The organism is Acerihabitans sp. TG2 (assembly GCF_035013185.1).
Taxonomy (GTDB): Bacteria; Pseudomonadota; Gammaproteobacteria; order Enterobacterales; family Enterobacteriaceae; genus Acerihabitans.
On the sequence record NZ_JAYGJO010000004.1, the window covers coordinates 22,240 to 36,947 of the forward strand.

Annotated in this window: 16 protein-coding genes; 2 read left to right on the forward strand and 14 right to left on the reverse strand. The window is 51.2% G+C overall.

What is annotated here, in order from left to right; genetic code table 11:
• Positions 1-4: 4 nt before the first annotated feature.
• The 5 genes from ugpQ to ugpB all read right to left on the reverse strand — a co-directional run bounded on the left by ugpQ (position 5) and on the right by ugpB (position 4,952).
• Positions 5-754, reverse strand: a complete 750-nt coding sequence (gene ugpQ / locus SJI19_RS04635; RefSeq protein ID WP_323477105.1) for a glycerophosphodiester phosphodiesterase — start codon at positions 752-754, stop codon at positions 5-7.
• Positions 754-1,827, reverse strand: a complete 1,074-nt coding sequence (locus SJI19_RS04640; protein ID WP_323477106.1) for a sn-glycerol-3-phosphate import ATP-binding protein UgpC — start codon at positions 1,825-1,827, stop codon at positions 754-756. The genes ugpQ and SJI19_RS04640 overlap by 1 nt, the downstream gene beginning before the upstream one ends.
• Before the next feature lie 6 nt (positions 1,828-1,833).
• Complete coding sequence (ugpE, locus tag SJI19_RS04645; RefSeq protein WP_323477107.1) at positions 1,834-2,679, reverse strand: sn-glycerol-3-phosphate ABC transporter permease UgpE; 846 nt, start codon at positions 2,677-2,679, stop codon at positions 1,834-1,836.
• Entirely contained in the window at positions 2,676-3,566 is an 891-nt protein-coding gene (gene ugpA / locus SJI19_RS04650) for a sn-glycerol-3-phosphate ABC transporter permease UgpA (protein WP_323477108.1), read from the reverse strand. Before ugpA ends, ugpE begins: the two co-directional genes overlap by 4 nt.
• A gap of 66 nt (positions 3,567-3,632) precedes the next feature.
• Positions 3,633-4,952 carry a sn-glycerol-3-phosphate ABC transporter substrate-binding protein UgpB gene (gene ugpB, locus SJI19_RS04655; RefSeq protein ID WP_323477109.1) on the reverse strand — a complete coding sequence of 440 codons (1,320 nt, stop codon included), beginning with the start codon at positions 4,950-4,952 and terminating at the stop codon, positions 3,633-3,635.
• Positions 4,953-5,059: 107 nt separating this feature from the next.
• Between ugpB and SJI19_RS04660 the strand changes: the two genes are divergently transcribed.
• Positions 5,060-5,197 carry a hypothetical protein gene (locus SJI19_RS04660; protein WP_323477110.1) on the forward strand — a complete coding sequence of 46 codons (138 nt, stop codon included), beginning with the start codon at positions 5,060-5,062 and terminating at the stop codon, positions 5,195-5,197.
• Positions 5,198-5,342: 145 nt separating this feature from the next.
• On the opposite strand, the gene livF is transcribed toward SJI19_RS04660, so the two are convergent.
• The 5 genes from livF to SJI19_RS04685 form a co-directional block, all read right to left on the reverse strand.
• On the reverse strand, positions 5,343-6,062 hold the full coding sequence (livF, locus tag SJI19_RS04665; RefSeq protein WP_416347502.1) for a high-affinity branched-chain amino acid ABC transporter ATP-binding protein LivF: 720 nt from the start codon (positions 6,060-6,062) through the stop codon (positions 5,343-5,345).
• Complete coding sequence (gene livG / locus SJI19_RS04670; protein WP_323477111.1) at positions 6,062-6,841, reverse strand: high-affinity branched-chain amino acid ABC transporter ATP-binding protein LivG; 780 nt, start codon at positions 6,839-6,841, stop codon at positions 6,062-6,064. The genes livF and livG overlap by 1 nt, the downstream gene beginning before the upstream one ends.
• Positions 6,838-8,109 carry a high-affinity branched-chain amino acid ABC transporter permease LivM gene (locus SJI19_RS04675; protein ID WP_323477112.1) on the reverse strand — a complete coding sequence of 424 codons (1,272 nt, stop codon included), beginning with the start codon at positions 8,107-8,109 and terminating at the stop codon, positions 6,838-6,840. The genes livG and SJI19_RS04675 overlap by 4 nt, the downstream gene beginning before the upstream one ends.
• A complete protein-coding gene (livH, locus tag SJI19_RS04680; protein WP_323477113.1) occupies positions 8,106-9,032 on the reverse strand; it encodes a high-affinity branched-chain amino acid ABC transporter permease LivH in 927 nt (308 codons plus the stop codon). The genes SJI19_RS04675 and livH overlap by 4 nt, the downstream gene beginning before the upstream one ends.
• An 80-nt stretch (positions 9,033-9,112) precedes the next feature.
• Positions 9,113-10,222 carry a branched-chain amino acid ABC transporter substrate-binding protein gene (locus SJI19_RS04685; RefSeq protein WP_323477114.1) on the reverse strand — a complete coding sequence of 370 codons (1,110 nt, stop codon included), beginning with the start codon at positions 10,220-10,222 and terminating at the stop codon, positions 9,113-9,115.
• Between the two features lie 437 nt (positions 10,223-10,659).
• On the opposite strand from SJI19_RS04685, the gene panM reads away from it, so the two are divergent.
• Positions 10,660-11,061, forward strand: coding sequence for an aspartate 1-decarboxylase autocleavage activator PanM (panM, locus tag SJI19_RS04690; RefSeq protein WP_323477115.1), 402 nt, complete (start codon positions 10,660-10,662; stop codon positions 11,059-11,061).
• A gap of 253 nt (positions 11,062-11,314) precedes the next feature.
• Here the strand turns inward: panM and SJI19_RS04695 are convergent, their stop codons facing one another.
• The 4 genes from SJI19_RS04695 to ftsE form a co-directional block, all read right to left on the reverse strand.
• Complete coding sequence (locus tag SJI19_RS04695) at positions 11,315-11,872, reverse strand: hypothetical protein (RefSeq protein ID WP_323477116.1); 558 nt, start codon at positions 11,870-11,872, stop codon at positions 11,315-11,317.
• Between the two features lie 158 nt (positions 11,873-12,030).
• Positions 12,031-12,888 carry an RNA polymerase sigma factor RpoH gene (gene rpoH / locus SJI19_RS04700; RefSeq protein WP_323477117.1) on the reverse strand — a complete coding sequence of 286 codons (858 nt, stop codon included), beginning with the start codon at positions 12,886-12,888 and terminating at the stop codon, positions 12,031-12,033.
• A gap of 181 nt (positions 12,889-13,069) precedes the next feature.
• Complete coding sequence (ftsX, locus tag SJI19_RS04705; RefSeq protein ID WP_323477118.1) at positions 13,070-14,044, reverse strand: permease-like cell division protein FtsX; 975 nt, start codon at positions 14,042-14,044, stop codon at positions 13,070-13,072.
• Positions 14,034-14,702 (reverse strand): cell division ATP-binding protein FtsE, encoded by a 669-nt coding sequence (gene ftsE / locus SJI19_RS04710; RefSeq protein ID WP_323477119.1) that lies wholly within the window; start codon positions 14,700-14,702, stop codon positions 14,034-14,036. The genes ftsX and ftsE overlap by 11 nt, the downstream gene beginning before the upstream one ends.
• Positions 14,703-14,708: the final 6 nt, after the last annotated feature.

Consider the following 14,708-nt stretch of genomic DNA (forward strand, 5'->3'; position numbering starts at 1 on the left):
TTAACTATGAGTGGGCAAAATCCGTGCCGATAAGATCGATGCGATCGGTACATAACGAATTGACGCCCCAGGCTAATAAGGCGCGCGCCCGATAAGGGCTATTGACGGTATAGGCTAGAATAGCGAAACCCGCATCCAGGATGGTGGAGGTCCGGTCTTCGGTCAGGAGCTCATGGTTGAGATGCAACGCGCCACATTGCAGATTGCGCGCCCGTTCAAGACAATTGTCATCCCATTCGTCAAGCAACAGGCCACGCGGCAACTGTGGGGCGGCCTGCAACGCAGCCGCCAGCGCGTCGACAGAAAACGATGACAGTAACGGCGGAACCTCGTGTTCTGACCACATCGCCCCGGCCGCCAGCGCGACCGCGCGGCCGGTCTCGATGTCGGTGCCAACGGTGGGTTTGATTTCTATATTGATCATCATGTGATGCTGAGCGCAACGGGTGGCCACCTCGGCAAGTAACGGCAAGCGTTCACCGCTAAACGCTACGTCAAACCACGAACCGGCATCTAACGGATTCAACTCGTCCCAACGAAGCTTTCCGGCGACCCCATGCCCACTGGTGGTACGTTCCAGCGTATCGTCATGCAATAAAAAAATCTGTCCATCGGCGGAGAGTTTGGCATCAATCTCAACCATTTTATGGCCATAGCGTGCACCGGTATCAATGGCGGCCAAGGTATTCTCCGGTGCTAACGAACCGCCGCCTCGATGGGCGACGATGGTTGGATAAGGCCAAAATGTTGTCATTATTCCACCCGAGATCCACTTATAGGATCAAAAAAGTGCCATGCCTGAGCCGGACACTGTAAATAAAGAACCGATCCGATGACCGGCCGGTCATCATGCAGGAGTCGCACCACCATATCACAAGCGCCCCAACGTCCATGCACCAGATTGTCCGCGCCCAACTGCTCCAGGCTGATAATTTCCATGCCGATACCGCCGGTTGGGGAAGCAGAGTGTTCAATATGCTCCGGGCGGATACCTGCGGTCAACTCACGGCCGCGCCATTGTGTTGCATTCGTGGGCAAAGGAATGGCCGGTCCCCCGGTCACTTCAAACAACGCACCATCGTCGCTGACCCGGCCAGATAACAGATTCATTGCCGGCGACCCCATAAAACCGGCGACAAACAGCGTGGCCGGACGGCGATAAATATCCGTTGGCGTGCCAATCTGTTCTACCCGTCCTTTATTCATCACGATCACTCGCTCCGCCAGGGTCATCGCCTCCACCTGATCGTGGGTCACATACAGGCTGGTGGTCCTCAGGCGACGATGCAACTGCTGCAGTTCCAAACGCATCTGGGTGCGTAATTTTGCATCCAGATTGGACAGTGGCTCATCAAATAAAAATACTGCCGGTTCACGCACCAATGCCCGACCCATCGCCACACGCTGCCGCTGGCCACCGGAGAGTTCGCGGGGTTTGCGTACCAGCAACTCCTGCAGCTCCAGTATTTGCGCCACCTTATCCACCGCATGCCGAATATGCTGTTTACCGAAACCCCGGATTTTCAGGCCATAAGCCATATTGTCATACACACTCATATGCGGATAGAGTGCATAATTCTGAAATACCATCGCAATACCGCGATCTTTGGGCTCGCGTTCGGTAACCCGTTCACCGTCGATATAAATATCCCCACTGCTAACGCTCTCCAAACCGGCAACCATGCGCAACAACGTGGACTTACCGCAGCCTGAAGGCCCGACCAATACGATAAACTCCCCATCCGCAACCTCAAGATTTAACGGCGCGATGATCTGCGTTTTGCCGTCATAGGATTTTTCCACTGCTTGCAAAATTAAATTTGCCATAAATAATTATTTCTCGCTATCAACCAGGCCGCGCACAAACCAACGCTGCATCAGCAACACCACGGCCAATGGTGGGATCATGGTCAGCAACATGGCCGCCATCACATAGTTCCACTGTGTAGGACTGTCACCACTGGCGATCATGCTTCTGATCCCTGCCACTGCGGTGCCCATGGAACTGTCATTGATAATCAGGATCGGCCAGAGATATTGATTCCAGCCATAGATAAAGGTGATGACGAACAGCGCCGCCAGGTTGGTTTTCGACAACGGCAGCACAATATCCCAAAAAAAACGCATCGGCCCGGCACCGTCAATACGCGCAGCCTCGAGCAATTCATGGGGGATGGTCATAAAAAATTGCCTGAACAAAAACGTCGCGGTGGCTGACGCCATCAGCGGTAGCGTTAGACCACTATAACTATCAAGCATATGCAGCTTGGCGATCACATCCACCGTGGGAAAAATTCGCACCTCCACCGGCAACATCAGCGTCATAAATATCAGCCAGAAAAAGAGATTGCGCAGTGGAAAGCGAAAATACACGATGGCGTATGCCGACAGCATCGACACGCTGATTTTGCCAACGGTAATAGCCAACGCCATCACCAAACTATTCAACAGCAGTCGGCTAAAAGCCACCGCCTGATTGCCGACACCCTGGCGCCATACATGTTCCAGGTTTTGCCAAAGATGGCTACCAGGCACCAGACTAAGCGGAACCTGAAACACTTGTTGGTTATCCATGGTTGCCGCTACCAGCGCGACATACAACGGCAGCAAAATAACGGCGACGCCCAAAATAAGCATCGTATGGCTAAACATATCCAGTCCACGACGATTCTCGATCATTGATAACGAACCTTACGCTCGACAAAGCGAAACTGTATTACCGTCAAAAAAATCACCATTATCATCAGCACCACGGATTGCGCCGCTGAACTCGACAGATCCAGCCCGGTGAAACCTTCGCGATAAATTTTGTAGATGAGCGTCGTGGTGGCCTGCACTGGCCCGCCGCCGGTGGCTGCATCAATCACCGGGAAGGTATCGAAAAAGGCATACACCACGTTAATGATCAGCAGAAAAAAACTCACCGGCGTGATCAGCGGCAAGGTCAGGTTAAAAAACCGTCTCACCGGCCCGGCGCCGTCAATGGCGGCGGCCTCCACCAACGAGCGGGGAATGGATTGCAGCGCGGCGAGAAAAAACAGAAAGTTATAACTGACCTGCTGCCACACCGAAATCAGCACCACCAGAAACATCGCCTGGCCAGCGTTCTGCGCATGATTCCAGTGATAACCCAGATGATTGAGTAAATAACTGATAAGTCCCAGACCGGGGCTGAACATAAACATCCACAGCACCGCCGCTACCGCCGGGGCTACCGCATAGGGCAGCAACAGCAGGGTCTGGTAGATTCGCTTAGCGCGCAACACATGATCCACCAGCGCCGCCAGCAACAACGACACAAACAAGCCAATGCCGGTAACCAGGCCGCTGAACCATAAGGTGGTTAAAAACGAATCCAGATAATAATCATCATGGGCCAGCTGAACAAAATTCGCCCAACCGACGAACGTATTGGAAATGCCGAACGGATCGACGCTCTGCACGGAATACCACAATGCCGTAACCGCGGGCCAGATAAAGAAAATCACGGTAATCACCAATTGCGGCAGCATCAGCAGATAAGGCAAGCCGCGTTGGGTAAAACCGCGATGGGGGGTATTAGCCATAAACCGGTTCCCCGAAAGGCAAAAAATCTGCCCGCCGATCGCTCGGCGGACAAAGGATAGGGAAGCTTAGTGCAAAGATTGTTCAAAGCGACGTAATAGCTCATCGCCGCGCTTAACCGCGCTATCCAAGGCTTCCTGCGCCGTGGCCTTGCCGGTCCAAACCCGCTCAAGTTCTTCATCAATCACAATACGGATTTGCTGCATATTGCCCAAACGCATTCCTTTGGTAAACGGCAATGGGGGTTTGTTCAACATCTGGCGGGTGGCAATATCGGCACCGGGGTTTTTATCATAAAAGCCCTGGGACTTGGTCAATTGATATGCTGCGGTGGTGATCGGCAGATAACCGGTTTTTTGATGCCACTCGGCGGCGATGTCCGGTTTGGCCAGGAATTGCAGAAATTCCGCCACACCTTTATAGGTTGCCGGATCCTTACCGTTCATGACCCACAAACTCGCCCCGCCGATAATCGCGTTTTGCGGCGCACCCTTCACATCGGCATCATAAGGCAACATTCCCACGCCATAATTAAACTTGGCGTATTGACGAATAGAGGCCAAAGAACCGGACGATGCGGTGATCATGCCACAAGAGCCGTTATAAAATTTTTCAGTGGACTCGTCTTTACGACCAAAGTAACTGAAATCACCCTTCTTCTTCATATCCTCGAGCAGTTGGATATGCTTAACCTGTATAGGCCCATTAAAAACCAGTTTGGCATCACTACCGTCAAAACCGTTATTTTCGGTTGCCACCGGCAGCCCATGCCAAGCACTAAAGTTCTCAATTTGTATCCAGCCTTGCCAACCACTGGAATAACCGCACGTCATACCACTTTTGCGCAGCTGGGATGCCGCAACCGCCAGTTCCTGCCAGGTTTTTGGCGGTTCGTCAGGATTAAGTCCGGCTTTTTTAAACGCATCTTTATTGTAATACAGCACCGGCGTGGAGCTGTTAAACGGCTGGGAAAGCAAATGACCGGTTTTACTGTCGCTATAATAAGCCGACACCGTCGGCACAAATGCCGACTCATCCTCTTTAATACCGGCCTGCTCAAACACCTTATACACCGGCTTATAGGCCTTACTGGCCATCATGGTGGCGGTGCCCACTTCATACACCTGCAGAATTGCCGGCGCGTTGCCGGTCCGATAGGCAGCAATACCCGCAGTCAGGCCCTGCTCATAATTGCCCTTATAAACCGGCACGATCCGATATTCCGGGTGGGACTGGTTAAACCGTGTGGCCAAAGAGTCCACCTCGGTACCTAACGCACCATCCATTGAATGCCAAAAAGAAATATCGGTAACCGCCTGCGCACTGGTACTAATGGCCAGCGTTAATGCCACGCTCAGCGTAGCGATACGAATAGAGTGCTTCAACATGCCGGGCTCCTGAATAAGAAACTTCATCGGCCTGTAACATGACATGCTCAAATGACAGAAAAATAACAAAAATATGACGAAGAAATGACACCCGGCACACTAACCAAATGGCAAACTTGCTGCAGCAGACCACGTTAAAGGGAAAGCGTACCGTTGGGGTCGAAGCGGGCATGGTTTTCCTGCCCGCCCGAGTGCCCCTAGGTACGCTAAGCCCGTCACCACCCAACCTGCAGCAGGCCTGTTAAAGGGAAAGCGTACCGTTGAGGTCGAAGCGGGCATGGTTTTCCTGCCCGCCCGAGTGCCCCTAGGTACGCTAAGCCCATCACCACCCAACCTGCAGCAGACCACGTTAAAGGACGCGCGCGCCCTAGGAGCGCGAAGCACCCAACGTTATCCCCCCAAATACGCGCTACGCACCGCCTCATTGACCAGCAAAGCCGCACCGGAATCCTCCAGCACCACCCTCCCATTCTCCAACACATAGCCACGATCAGCCAACTTAAGCGCCTGATTCGCGTTTTGCTCTACCAGGAAAATGGTCATCCCCTCCTGCCGCAACTGCTCGATAGTATCGAAAATTTGCGCAATGATAATGGGCGCCAACCCCAAAGACGGCTCGTCAAGCAACAGCAGACGAGGACGGCTCATTAACGCCCGGCCAATAGCCAACATCTGCTGCTCGCCACCGGACATCGTGCCGGCGCGTTGCACACGCCGCTCATAAAGACGAGGAAATAACTCGAATACCCGCTTAATTTGCTGCTGATATTCCCGTTTTTCGATGAAAAAGCCGCCCATGGCCAGATTCTCTTCCACCGTCATACGTGAAAACACCCGACGCCCTTCCGGCACAATAGCAATCGAGGCACGCATAATCCGCGCCGTCGGCCAATCGCTAATCTCGCTACCCTCATAGAGTATTCTGCCGTGTGTTGCTCGTGGATCACCACAAAGCGTCCCCAGCAACGTGGTCTTACCTGCACCATTGGCACCGATAAGCGTCACGATCTCACCTGGATTGATATGCAGGGTCACCTCATGCAACGCCTGAATTTTACCGTAATGCGCCGATACCCGATGCAATGACAACATAGCTGAATCCGTACTCATCAGGCCTCTCCCAGATAAGCCCGAATCACATCCGGGTTATTGCGAATCTCGGCGGGAGTACCGTTCGCCAACGGCATCCCTTGGTTAACGACATAAATGCGATCCGAAATACCCATCACCAATTTCATGTCGTGCTCGATCAACAACACCGACACGTTATGCTGCGAACGCAGTTCCGCAATCAGATCATTCAATTCTTTGGTTTCATTAGGATTCAGACCAGCGGCCGGCTCATCAAGCATCAACAACGATGGCCTGGTCACCATACAACGGGCAATCTCCAGACGCCGCTGTTGACCATAAGCCAAATTACCCGCCTGACGGTTGGCCAGATCGAGCAAACCCACCCGATCTAGCCAGGTGCCGGCATAATCCTGCGCCTGTGCTTCGGCCTGACGAAACGCGCGGGTTTTCAGCAAGCCGGCAAAGACACCGCTTTTAAGATGCTGATGCTGCGCCACCAGCAGATTTTCAATCACCGTCATTTCACGAAATAATCGCACATGCTGAAATGTACGCACCACACCCATACGGGCGATTTTTTGCCCTGGCAGGCCTTCCAGATGCTTATCACCGAGCACAATGGTGCCGCTGGTGGGACGATAGAATCCGGTCAGACAATTAAATACGGTCGTTTTGCCGGCACCGTTGGGACCTATCAGGGAAACAATTTCACCAGGAAACAGATCCAGCTCCACCTGATTGACCGCCAGTAGCCCACCGAAACGCATCGACAGTGCCTTAACGGCCAACAATGGCTTTAACGCGGACGATGTCATGCCTGCGCTCCTTTGCCGGTTTTCATTTTCATTTGCGGACGTTTCATCGGCAGCAACCCTTGCGGTCGCCAGATCATCATCAACACCATCAACGCCCCCAGCAGTAACATACTGTACTGGTTCAAATCACGCATCAGCTCGCGGGAAACCACCAAAATAACCGCCGCCAGGATCACTGCAAATTGCGAGCCCATACCGCCCAGTACCACGATAGCCAACACAAAGGCCGACTCCACAAAGGTGAAGGATTCTGGGCTGACAAATCCTTGACGTGCGGCAAACAGCGTCCCGGCAAAACCGGCGAACGCCGCACTGATGGTAAACGCGGTAAGCTTAATCCGGGTTGGACTCAGGCCCAAAGAACGACAGGCGATTTCATCTTCGCGCAGTGCCTCCCAAGCTCGGCCAAGCGGCATACGCAGCAACCGGTTGATCACAAATAACGTCAGGATCACCAATAGCAACGCCACCAGATACAAAAAGATGATGCGATCGTTGGGATCATAGCTCAGGCCGAAGAAGTGGTGAAAGGTATCCCAACCGCCGCCACGAGAGCTACGGTTGAATTCCAAACCAAAAAGAGTCGGTTTGGGAATTTGACTGATCCCATTCGGTCCACCGGTCAGTGCAGTATTATTTAATAGCAAAATACGCACGATCTCGCCAAACCCCAGGGTCACAATCGCCAGATAATCCCCGCGCAGCCGCAATACCGGAAAACCAAGTAATAAACCAAACCCTGCCGCTACCCCACCCGCCAGTGGCAAGCTTTGCCAAAAACCAAGACCATAATAGTGGTTGAGCAGCGCATAGGTATAGGCACCGATGGCGTAAAAACCGGCATAACCTAATACCAATAAGCCGGATAAACCGACCACCACATTCAACCCCAGGCCCAGCATCACATAAATCAGCGTCAGCGTGGCGATATCCACGGTACCGCGCGACACCAAAAACGGCCAGGCGATAGCGGCAAGGATCATCACCAGCCCCAACCACTTCTGACGCGGCGTCGACCCATCAAAACTTGGCAAAACCCAAGTAGGGCCGCTGATTTTTTTTATCACACGTTGAAAAGAGGGCCGCAGCAGTTGGAAAAAGAATACCACGGCACAACCCGCGCCAATCCAGTACCAACGGACCTTACTCGCCCCGTGTACCACCAGCCCGGTACCCTCCAAGCTCAGGCGCATGCCCATCATAAAGGTGGCCAGCACCAACAGCATAAACGCGCAGAACAGCGCATTGAGTAAATGGGAAATTTTCATACTTTTTCGACCTCCGGACGACCCAGGATCCCGGTAGGTAATACCAACAGCACAACAATCAACAACGCGAAAGAAACCACGTCTTTATATTCACTGCTTAAATAAGCAGACGTCAACGCTTCCGCCACGCCCAAAATTAATCCGCCCAACATGGCGCCGGGGATGCTGCCAATGCCGCCCAGTACCGCTGCGGTAAACGCTTTCATACCTGCCATAAAACCAATATAGGGATTGATGACACCATAAAATTGCCCCAATAAGACACCGGCTATCGCCGCCATCGCCGCACCAATAACGAAGGTTAGCGAAATAACCCGGTCAGTACTGATGCCCAGTAGGCTGGCCATTTTCAGGTCCTCCGCGCAAGCGCGGCAAGCGCGGCCCATACGCGAATATCGGATAAATAATGTCAGTACCAGCATGGATACAAAGGTTACCAACCAGATGATGAACTGCATGGTGCTGATCGTGGTGACAAAACCATTGGCTTGCCCCAGCACCCATCGACCGCTGACCAGATTCGGCAACGCCAAATCACGGGACCCCTGGCTAAGGCTGACAAAGTTTTGCAAGAAAATGGACATACCGATGGCAGAAATCAATGCAATCAATCGCTTTGAGGATCGTACCGGCTGGTAGGCCACTCGCTCGATACTCCAGCCATACGCGCTGGCAATCACAATTGCTGCAATAAATCCGGCGCCGATTAACAGCCAACCGGCGTCAATCCCCATCATCATCAGGGCTGCGATCACAATAAAAGAGACATAACTGCCGATCATATACACTTCGCCGTGGGCAAAGTTAATCATGCCGATAATGCCATAAACCATGGTGTAGCCAATGGCGATCAATGCATAGGTGCTGCCCAACGTCAGGCCGTTGAACAACTGCTGCATAAAATAAAGGAACTGCTCGGACATACCTTTAACCTTCGTAGTCGCTTCCAGTGACTCAAACGTAACCGGAAGCGACATTTTTTAACTAGAGGGGGGCCGGCAGATTACTTGACCGGTGTGGAAGTACCGTCTGCGTGCCATTTAAATACGCCGAATTCAAATCCTTTCAGATCGCCTTTCTGATCCCAGCTCAAGGGTCCCATCACCGTATCCACAGTTTTGGATTTCAGATTTTTAACGATTGCGACCGGATCCATGCCCACGCTTTCCATACCGTTAGCCAGGGCTTGCACCGCTGCATATGTGGTCCAAACGAAAGGTCCGGTAGGATCCAGTTTTTTCGCCTTAAGCTCTGCGACGATAGGCTGGTTGGAGGGCACCTGGTCATAACGTTTCGGTAAGGTCACCAGCATGCCTTCTGACGCGGCGCCAGCGATATTGGATAACGAGGAGTTGCCCACCCCTTCCGGCCCCATAAACTGAATATTCAGGCCAGACTGCTTGGCCTGGCGCAGGATCTGCCCCATTTCTGGATAATAACCACCGAAATAAACAAAATCGACGTTCTCTTTCTTCAGCCGCGCCACCAGGGTGGAGAAGTCTTTATCACCGGCGGTGATACCGTCAAAAAACACAACGTTGCCGCCCTGTTTTTTCAGGCTATCCCGTACCGACCGCGCCAGGCCTTCGCCATATTGCTGTTTGTCATGCACCACGGCGATACGTTTGGGTTTAACCACATCAAGGATATATTTTGCAGCGGTCGGTCCCTGATCGGAATCAAGGCCGGTGGTACGCATAATCATCTTGTAACCGCGGGTGGTCAAATCAGCATTGGTTGCTGCCGGGGTGATCATAAGCACCCCTTCATCTTCGTAGATATCCGACGCGGGCTGGGTTGATGAGGAACACAAATGCCCGATGACGTAACGAATACCGTCATTAATGACTTTATTGGCCACCGCTACCGCTTGCTTAGGGTCGCAGGCGTCATCATATTCAACCGCGACCAGTTTATCGCCCTTTATCCCGCCTTTGGCATTGATATCGGCAATGGCCTGGCGTGCACCGGTAAATTCCATATCGCCATATTGAGCCACCGGGCCGGACATTGCGCCCACTACCGCGATTTTGATGTCCTTCGCCCAGACAGAATGACTCATTGCCAAGGCCATACAGCCGGCCAGCAAAGCGTTACCTTTGTTGATTTTCATCCACTGTTCTCCGTTATTGTTGTGTTTGCCGCCCGTGCGTATCACCGGCTCTTCACTGCTATTTATACCCACCTTTGTGCAACTCAATGTATGGCGGATATAGCATAATTATTATATGTGACAATGCATTACCCTCAGAATCAAGGGATTGTAAAATAAACTATTATTTTTCATATTATTAAACAAAAATATTATGCTGTAAATCAACTTATAGTGTCAGAAATTACCTGTCAGTACAGCACAAAATAATGGTATTATTATCGGTATATTCATGCTGAACTAGCGTGTTGTGCTATATTATGGTATCAGAAGAGATCGTTTGATCGGAAAAGTGCAACGGGTGAAGGTGTTGCAACGTTTCATTTAAGCAAGATTTACACGATCATTTGTCAACAAATTCGCTACATTATATTTTTACGTCTTAAGTGATTACACGCATGAAACTGACTATAGAAAAGCTCACCCACTTTACACCGCAAGATACCCTTGATTTGACTAAAATTTGGCCGGATACGGACATTACCCTGCTTAACGCGCGGCTATCCGGTTCCTTCGCGGTGTTTGCTGCCCGGTTTAACGACCGTCTACTGGCTGCGGTTCAGGTTATCATCGATAATGAGTGGAACGAAGCACGGCTTATCGCTCCGCTAGTACGAGACGTCACCCGGCGCCGTGGTGTAGGACTTTATCTGATCAACGAAACACAGCGCCTGCTCCCTGAAATTAATCACTGGTGGCTGGCCAATAATCAGTCTTTGGGTGATGCCATGATTATGGCTAAATTTATGGCCGCCTGTGGCTTTAGTCAGGAACCGGATGGGTGGCATAAACGGCGGTGAGGCGAGGTAAAAAGCATGCAACGATCGTTTATAACCCTAATACACCTTGAGTAAAACGGTCGTGGTTGCGATAAAGCCTGCACTTTAGTGGCCATCAGTATTATTGCCGCGCCTTGGTATCTACACCAGAATGTATTTTGACATAGACACGTCTAGCAATACTGTGAAATCAGGATTAAAACCATTAATTCATAATGACGTATTTAATGTGGCTTATAGTAATCTGCATATAATAATATATCAGTACACTGCATTACGCCTGTACGTTTAAAGAGTTATGGCGATATTCAGTCAAATATTTTTTTAAAATCGACGTCGCTAATGTTGCTTGAATGACCTCAGAATCAACCGAGCGTAATGCGGTGGCGTAATAATGTGCATCTAAACAACAGGGATGTTTAGCCCATTTCGTTAATATTTTAGTACCAACACGATAAAATTTTTCTTCAGAAACCGTGCATGCGGGCACATGCGTAGCGCCGGACCCGTTATCTGCCAAGGCTAACCTAATGGCCTTGCCGAACTTACTGATCCTTTCACGCAGGATAACGTGATTAAACTCGCTGGAATTTTTTTGCGACGACATGCCTACACCGATCTGGTTTCTTGCAATATACATCTCTAACTGTTTCACATAATCCAGCATAACTTTATTATTAGTGACGTTGGTAAGTTGTATGACGTTATTTTCCGCAGCACGAAACTTTCGTGAATAGGGCGTTTTTTTTAATGCTGCATTAGTGGTGCGACTATTCTCGGCGGTGTTGGTATGTACTGCAGATGATGCATTTATTGCATGGCAAGAAAACATATCGAGCACCTTCTATATATATGAGTATAAATTAATTATCATAAAATACTTTCAGATGTACATGCTTTATTTATTATGATTTATATAATAAATAACTAGCCGGTGAAAAACCGGCTAATGATAAAGAGATGTGCAGTCAGACGATGCAGGTGTGCAGATCAGGCTTCAATGGCCAAACGCATTTTTTTCATGGCGTTTTTTTCCAGCTGGCGCACACGTTCTGCCGATACACCATACTTATCGGCCAGCTCCTGCAGCGTCGACTTATTATCATCGTCCAGCCACCGGGCCCGGATAATGTCCTGGCTACGTTCATCCAGTCCTTCGAGCGCCACACTGAGCTTATCGGCAGCATGATCGTCCCAGTTGTCCTCTTCAATGCCGTCGGCAAAATCAGAGGATTTATCCTGCAGGTATAACATGGGCGACATCGGCTGCCCGTCGCGCCCTTCGTCATCCGGGGTCGGGTCGAAGGTCATATCCTGAGCGGCCATGCGTGATTCCATCTCACGCACGTCTTTGCTGGTCACGCCGAGGGTTTTCGCCACCATTTCGACTTCGTCCTGATTGAACCAGCCCAGGCGTTTTTTGTTTTTACGCAGGTTAAAGAACAGCTTACGCTGTGCTTTGGTGGTGGCAACCTTGACGATGCGCCAGTTACGCAGCACGTATTCATGGATTTCGGCCTTGATCCAGTGCACCGCGAACGACACCAGCCGTACACCGACTTCAGGATTAAAACGGCGCACCGCTTTCATCAAACCGATATTACCTTCCTGAATTAAGTCCGCCTGCGGCAGTCCATAACCGGAATAGTTACGCGCGATATGAACAACAAAGCGCAGGTGTGACAGGATCAGTCGTTTAGCCGCTTCCAAGTCGCCCTGATAATGCAGCCGTTCAGCCAGTGATTGCTCTTCCTCTGCCGTCAGCATCGGATAGGCATTGGCTGCCCGGATATAAGCCTCCAGGCTGCCTTGTGGAACCAGGGCTAAAGCTTGCATGTCTTTGATCATTCAGTTCCTCTCACTAAGTTTCTAGAACTTCGCTATCCTTCAACAACCCATCAACCGGGGTGTGTTTATCGGACAGCCAATATTAGGACCGGCAAGCAGCATGTTAGTTCATACAAACTATTTGAGATAGAACAGCTAGTGCGGTCATAACATTCCATAGTCAATTATAACAAAGAATCCATTAATGTGGTGTAAAACGGCGTAAATGTTGCACCGTTGCCAGCCAAGCTGCCACCCAGCCGATCATGGTGGAAATCAATAACAGCAACAGCGTTTCCGACCAGTCCAGGCCATGGAGCGAAAAAGTAGTACCAAACACAGCGGCAACTTTCGCCACCATCGATTCCAGCCTCCACACCAGCGTTTCCGACAAAATCAGCGATAAAATAGCGCCTCCCAGGCCCAGCATGGCACCGCCGTTCAGGAACGGGCGCAAGATAAAACCATCGGTGGCACCCAGCAATTTCATCACGTTGATCGTATCGCGGCGGCTGAAAATACTTAACCGGATGCTGTTACCAATCACCAGGAATACCGCGACGATCATCAACAATCCGATGGTGGCCGCAACCTGTCCCACGAGCCCGGTTAACGCCGCCAGCCGGGCAAACCAACTGTCATCCATTCTGACTTCATCAACTCCGGTAACCGCAGCCACCCGATCGCGCAATGTCTTGAGAGTGTCGGCGCTTTGAAAATCCAGTTTTGGCGTAATGATGGCCACCGCTGGCAGTGGATTTTGCTCCAGCATATCCAACGCGCCGCCAAACCCGGACCAGTTGCGAAATTCACCCATCGCTTCTTCGCGGGACAGGTAATTCACCTTTTCCACACCCGGTTCCTGTTTTAAAAGGTTCAGTACCTTTAACGCAGCGTCATCATCCAGGGTTTTATCCAGATAGATGGTGAGCTGCGGCGTCGGATACCACTGCTCCGCTGCCTGACTCACATTTTTCCATACCAGATAACATACACTGGGCAACGTCAACGAAATGGCAATTACCGCAACAGTTAATAAGGTGGCCAAGGGCTGTCGGCGTAGATCCCCCAGCGCATCTTGCCAGGCATAGCTCCACTGTTCGCGCCAGCCGCCGCGCAACGCTTTGCTCTTGGCGGAATTGGCGCGATGTTTGGGCCGGTTTAATTTATTCGCCATCGATGCCCCCGGAAATTCTTCCCTGGCTGAGAGACATAATGCGATAACTCCGTCGGGCAATAAGGCTAAGGTCGTGGGTGGCCATCAGTACCGTCACACCGACCCGGTTAAACTCCTCGAACAACCGTAAAATGTCTTCCGACAAGGCATCGTCCAGGTTACCGGTAGGCTCATCGGCCAAGAGTACCACTGGCTTATTTACCACCGCGCGGGCGATACCCACACGCTGTTGCTCACCGCCGGACAACTGGATCGGAAAGTTCCGCGCCTTGTCGAGCAACCCGACTTTATCCAACGCCGCAGACACACGCCGCCGGATATCTTCAACACTCGCGCCAGCGATAATCAGCGGCATCGACACGTTATCGTAAACGGTGCGGTCCATGAGTAGATGGTGATCCTGAAAAATCATGCCGATCTGGCGGCGCAGGAAGGGTACTTCACCACTTTTCAACCGGCTGATATCATGGCCGCCAAAAAATATATGACCCGCGCTAGGGCGTTCTATGCCACAAATCAGTTTCAGCAGGGTACTTTTCCCCGCCCCTGAATGGCCGGTCAGAAAGGCCATCTCAGCCGGACGAAGATGGAAATTCACACTTTGCAGTGCCTGTCGTCCGCCCAGATAGGCTTTGCTGACTTGTTCAAAGCGAATCATCCTTTT

Coding starts and splice junctions, on each gene's coding strand:
- ugpQ (WP_323477105.1), bottom strand. CDS start 754: ATGACAACATTTTGGCCTTATCCAACCATCGTCGCCCATCGAGGCGGC.
- SJI19_RS04640 (WP_323477106.1), bottom strand. CDS start 1,827: ATGGCAAATTTAATTTTGCAAGCAGTGGAAAAATCCTATGACGGCAAA.
- ugpE (WP_323477107.1), bottom strand. CDS start 2,679: ATGATCGAGAATCGTCGTGGACTGGATATGTTTAGCCATACGATGCTT.
- ugpA (WP_323477108.1), bottom strand. CDS start 3,566: ATGGCTAATACCCCCCATCGCGGTTTTACCCAACGCGGCTTGCCTTAT.
- ugpB (WP_323477109.1), bottom strand. CDS start 4,952: ATGTTGAAGCACTCTATTCGTATCGCTACGCTGAGCGTGGCATTAACG.
- SJI19_RS04660 (WP_323477110.1), top strand. CDS start 5,060: ATGGCAAACTTGCTGCAGCAGACCACGTTAAAGGGAAAGCGTACCGTT.
- livF (WP_416347502.1), bottom strand. CDS start 6,062: ATGAGTACGGATTCAGCTATGTTGTCATTGCATCGGGTATCGGCGCAT.
- livG (WP_323477111.1), bottom strand. CDS start 6,841: ATGACATCGTCCGCGTTAAAGCCATTGTTGGCCGTTAAGGCACTGTCG.
- SJI19_RS04675 (WP_323477112.1), bottom strand. CDS start 8,109: ATGAAAATTTCCCATTTACTCAATGCGCTGTTCTGCGCGTTTATGCTG.
- livH (WP_323477113.1), bottom strand. CDS start 9,032: ATGTCCGAGCAGTTCCTTTATTTTATGCAGCAGTTGTTCAACGGCCTG.
- SJI19_RS04685 (WP_323477114.1), bottom strand. CDS start 10,222: ATGAAAATCAACAAAGGTAACGCTTTGCTGGCCGGCTGTATGGCCTTG.
- panM (WP_323477115.1), top strand. CDS start 10,660: ATGAAACTGACTATAGAAAAGCTCACCCACTTTACACCGCAAGATACC.
- SJI19_RS04695 (WP_323477116.1), bottom strand. CDS start 11,872: ATGTTTTCTTGCCATGCAATAAATGCATCATCTGCAGTACATACCAAC.
- rpoH (WP_323477117.1), bottom strand. CDS start 12,888: ATGATCAAAGACATGCAAGCTTTAGCCCTGGTTCCACAAGGCAGCCTG.
- ftsX (WP_323477118.1), bottom strand. CDS start 14,044: ATGGCGAATAAATTAAACCGGCCCAAACATCGCGCCAATTCCGCCAAG.
- ftsE (WP_323477119.1), bottom strand. CDS start 14,702: ATGATTCGCTTTGAACAAGTCAGCAAAGCCTATCTGGGCGGACGACAG.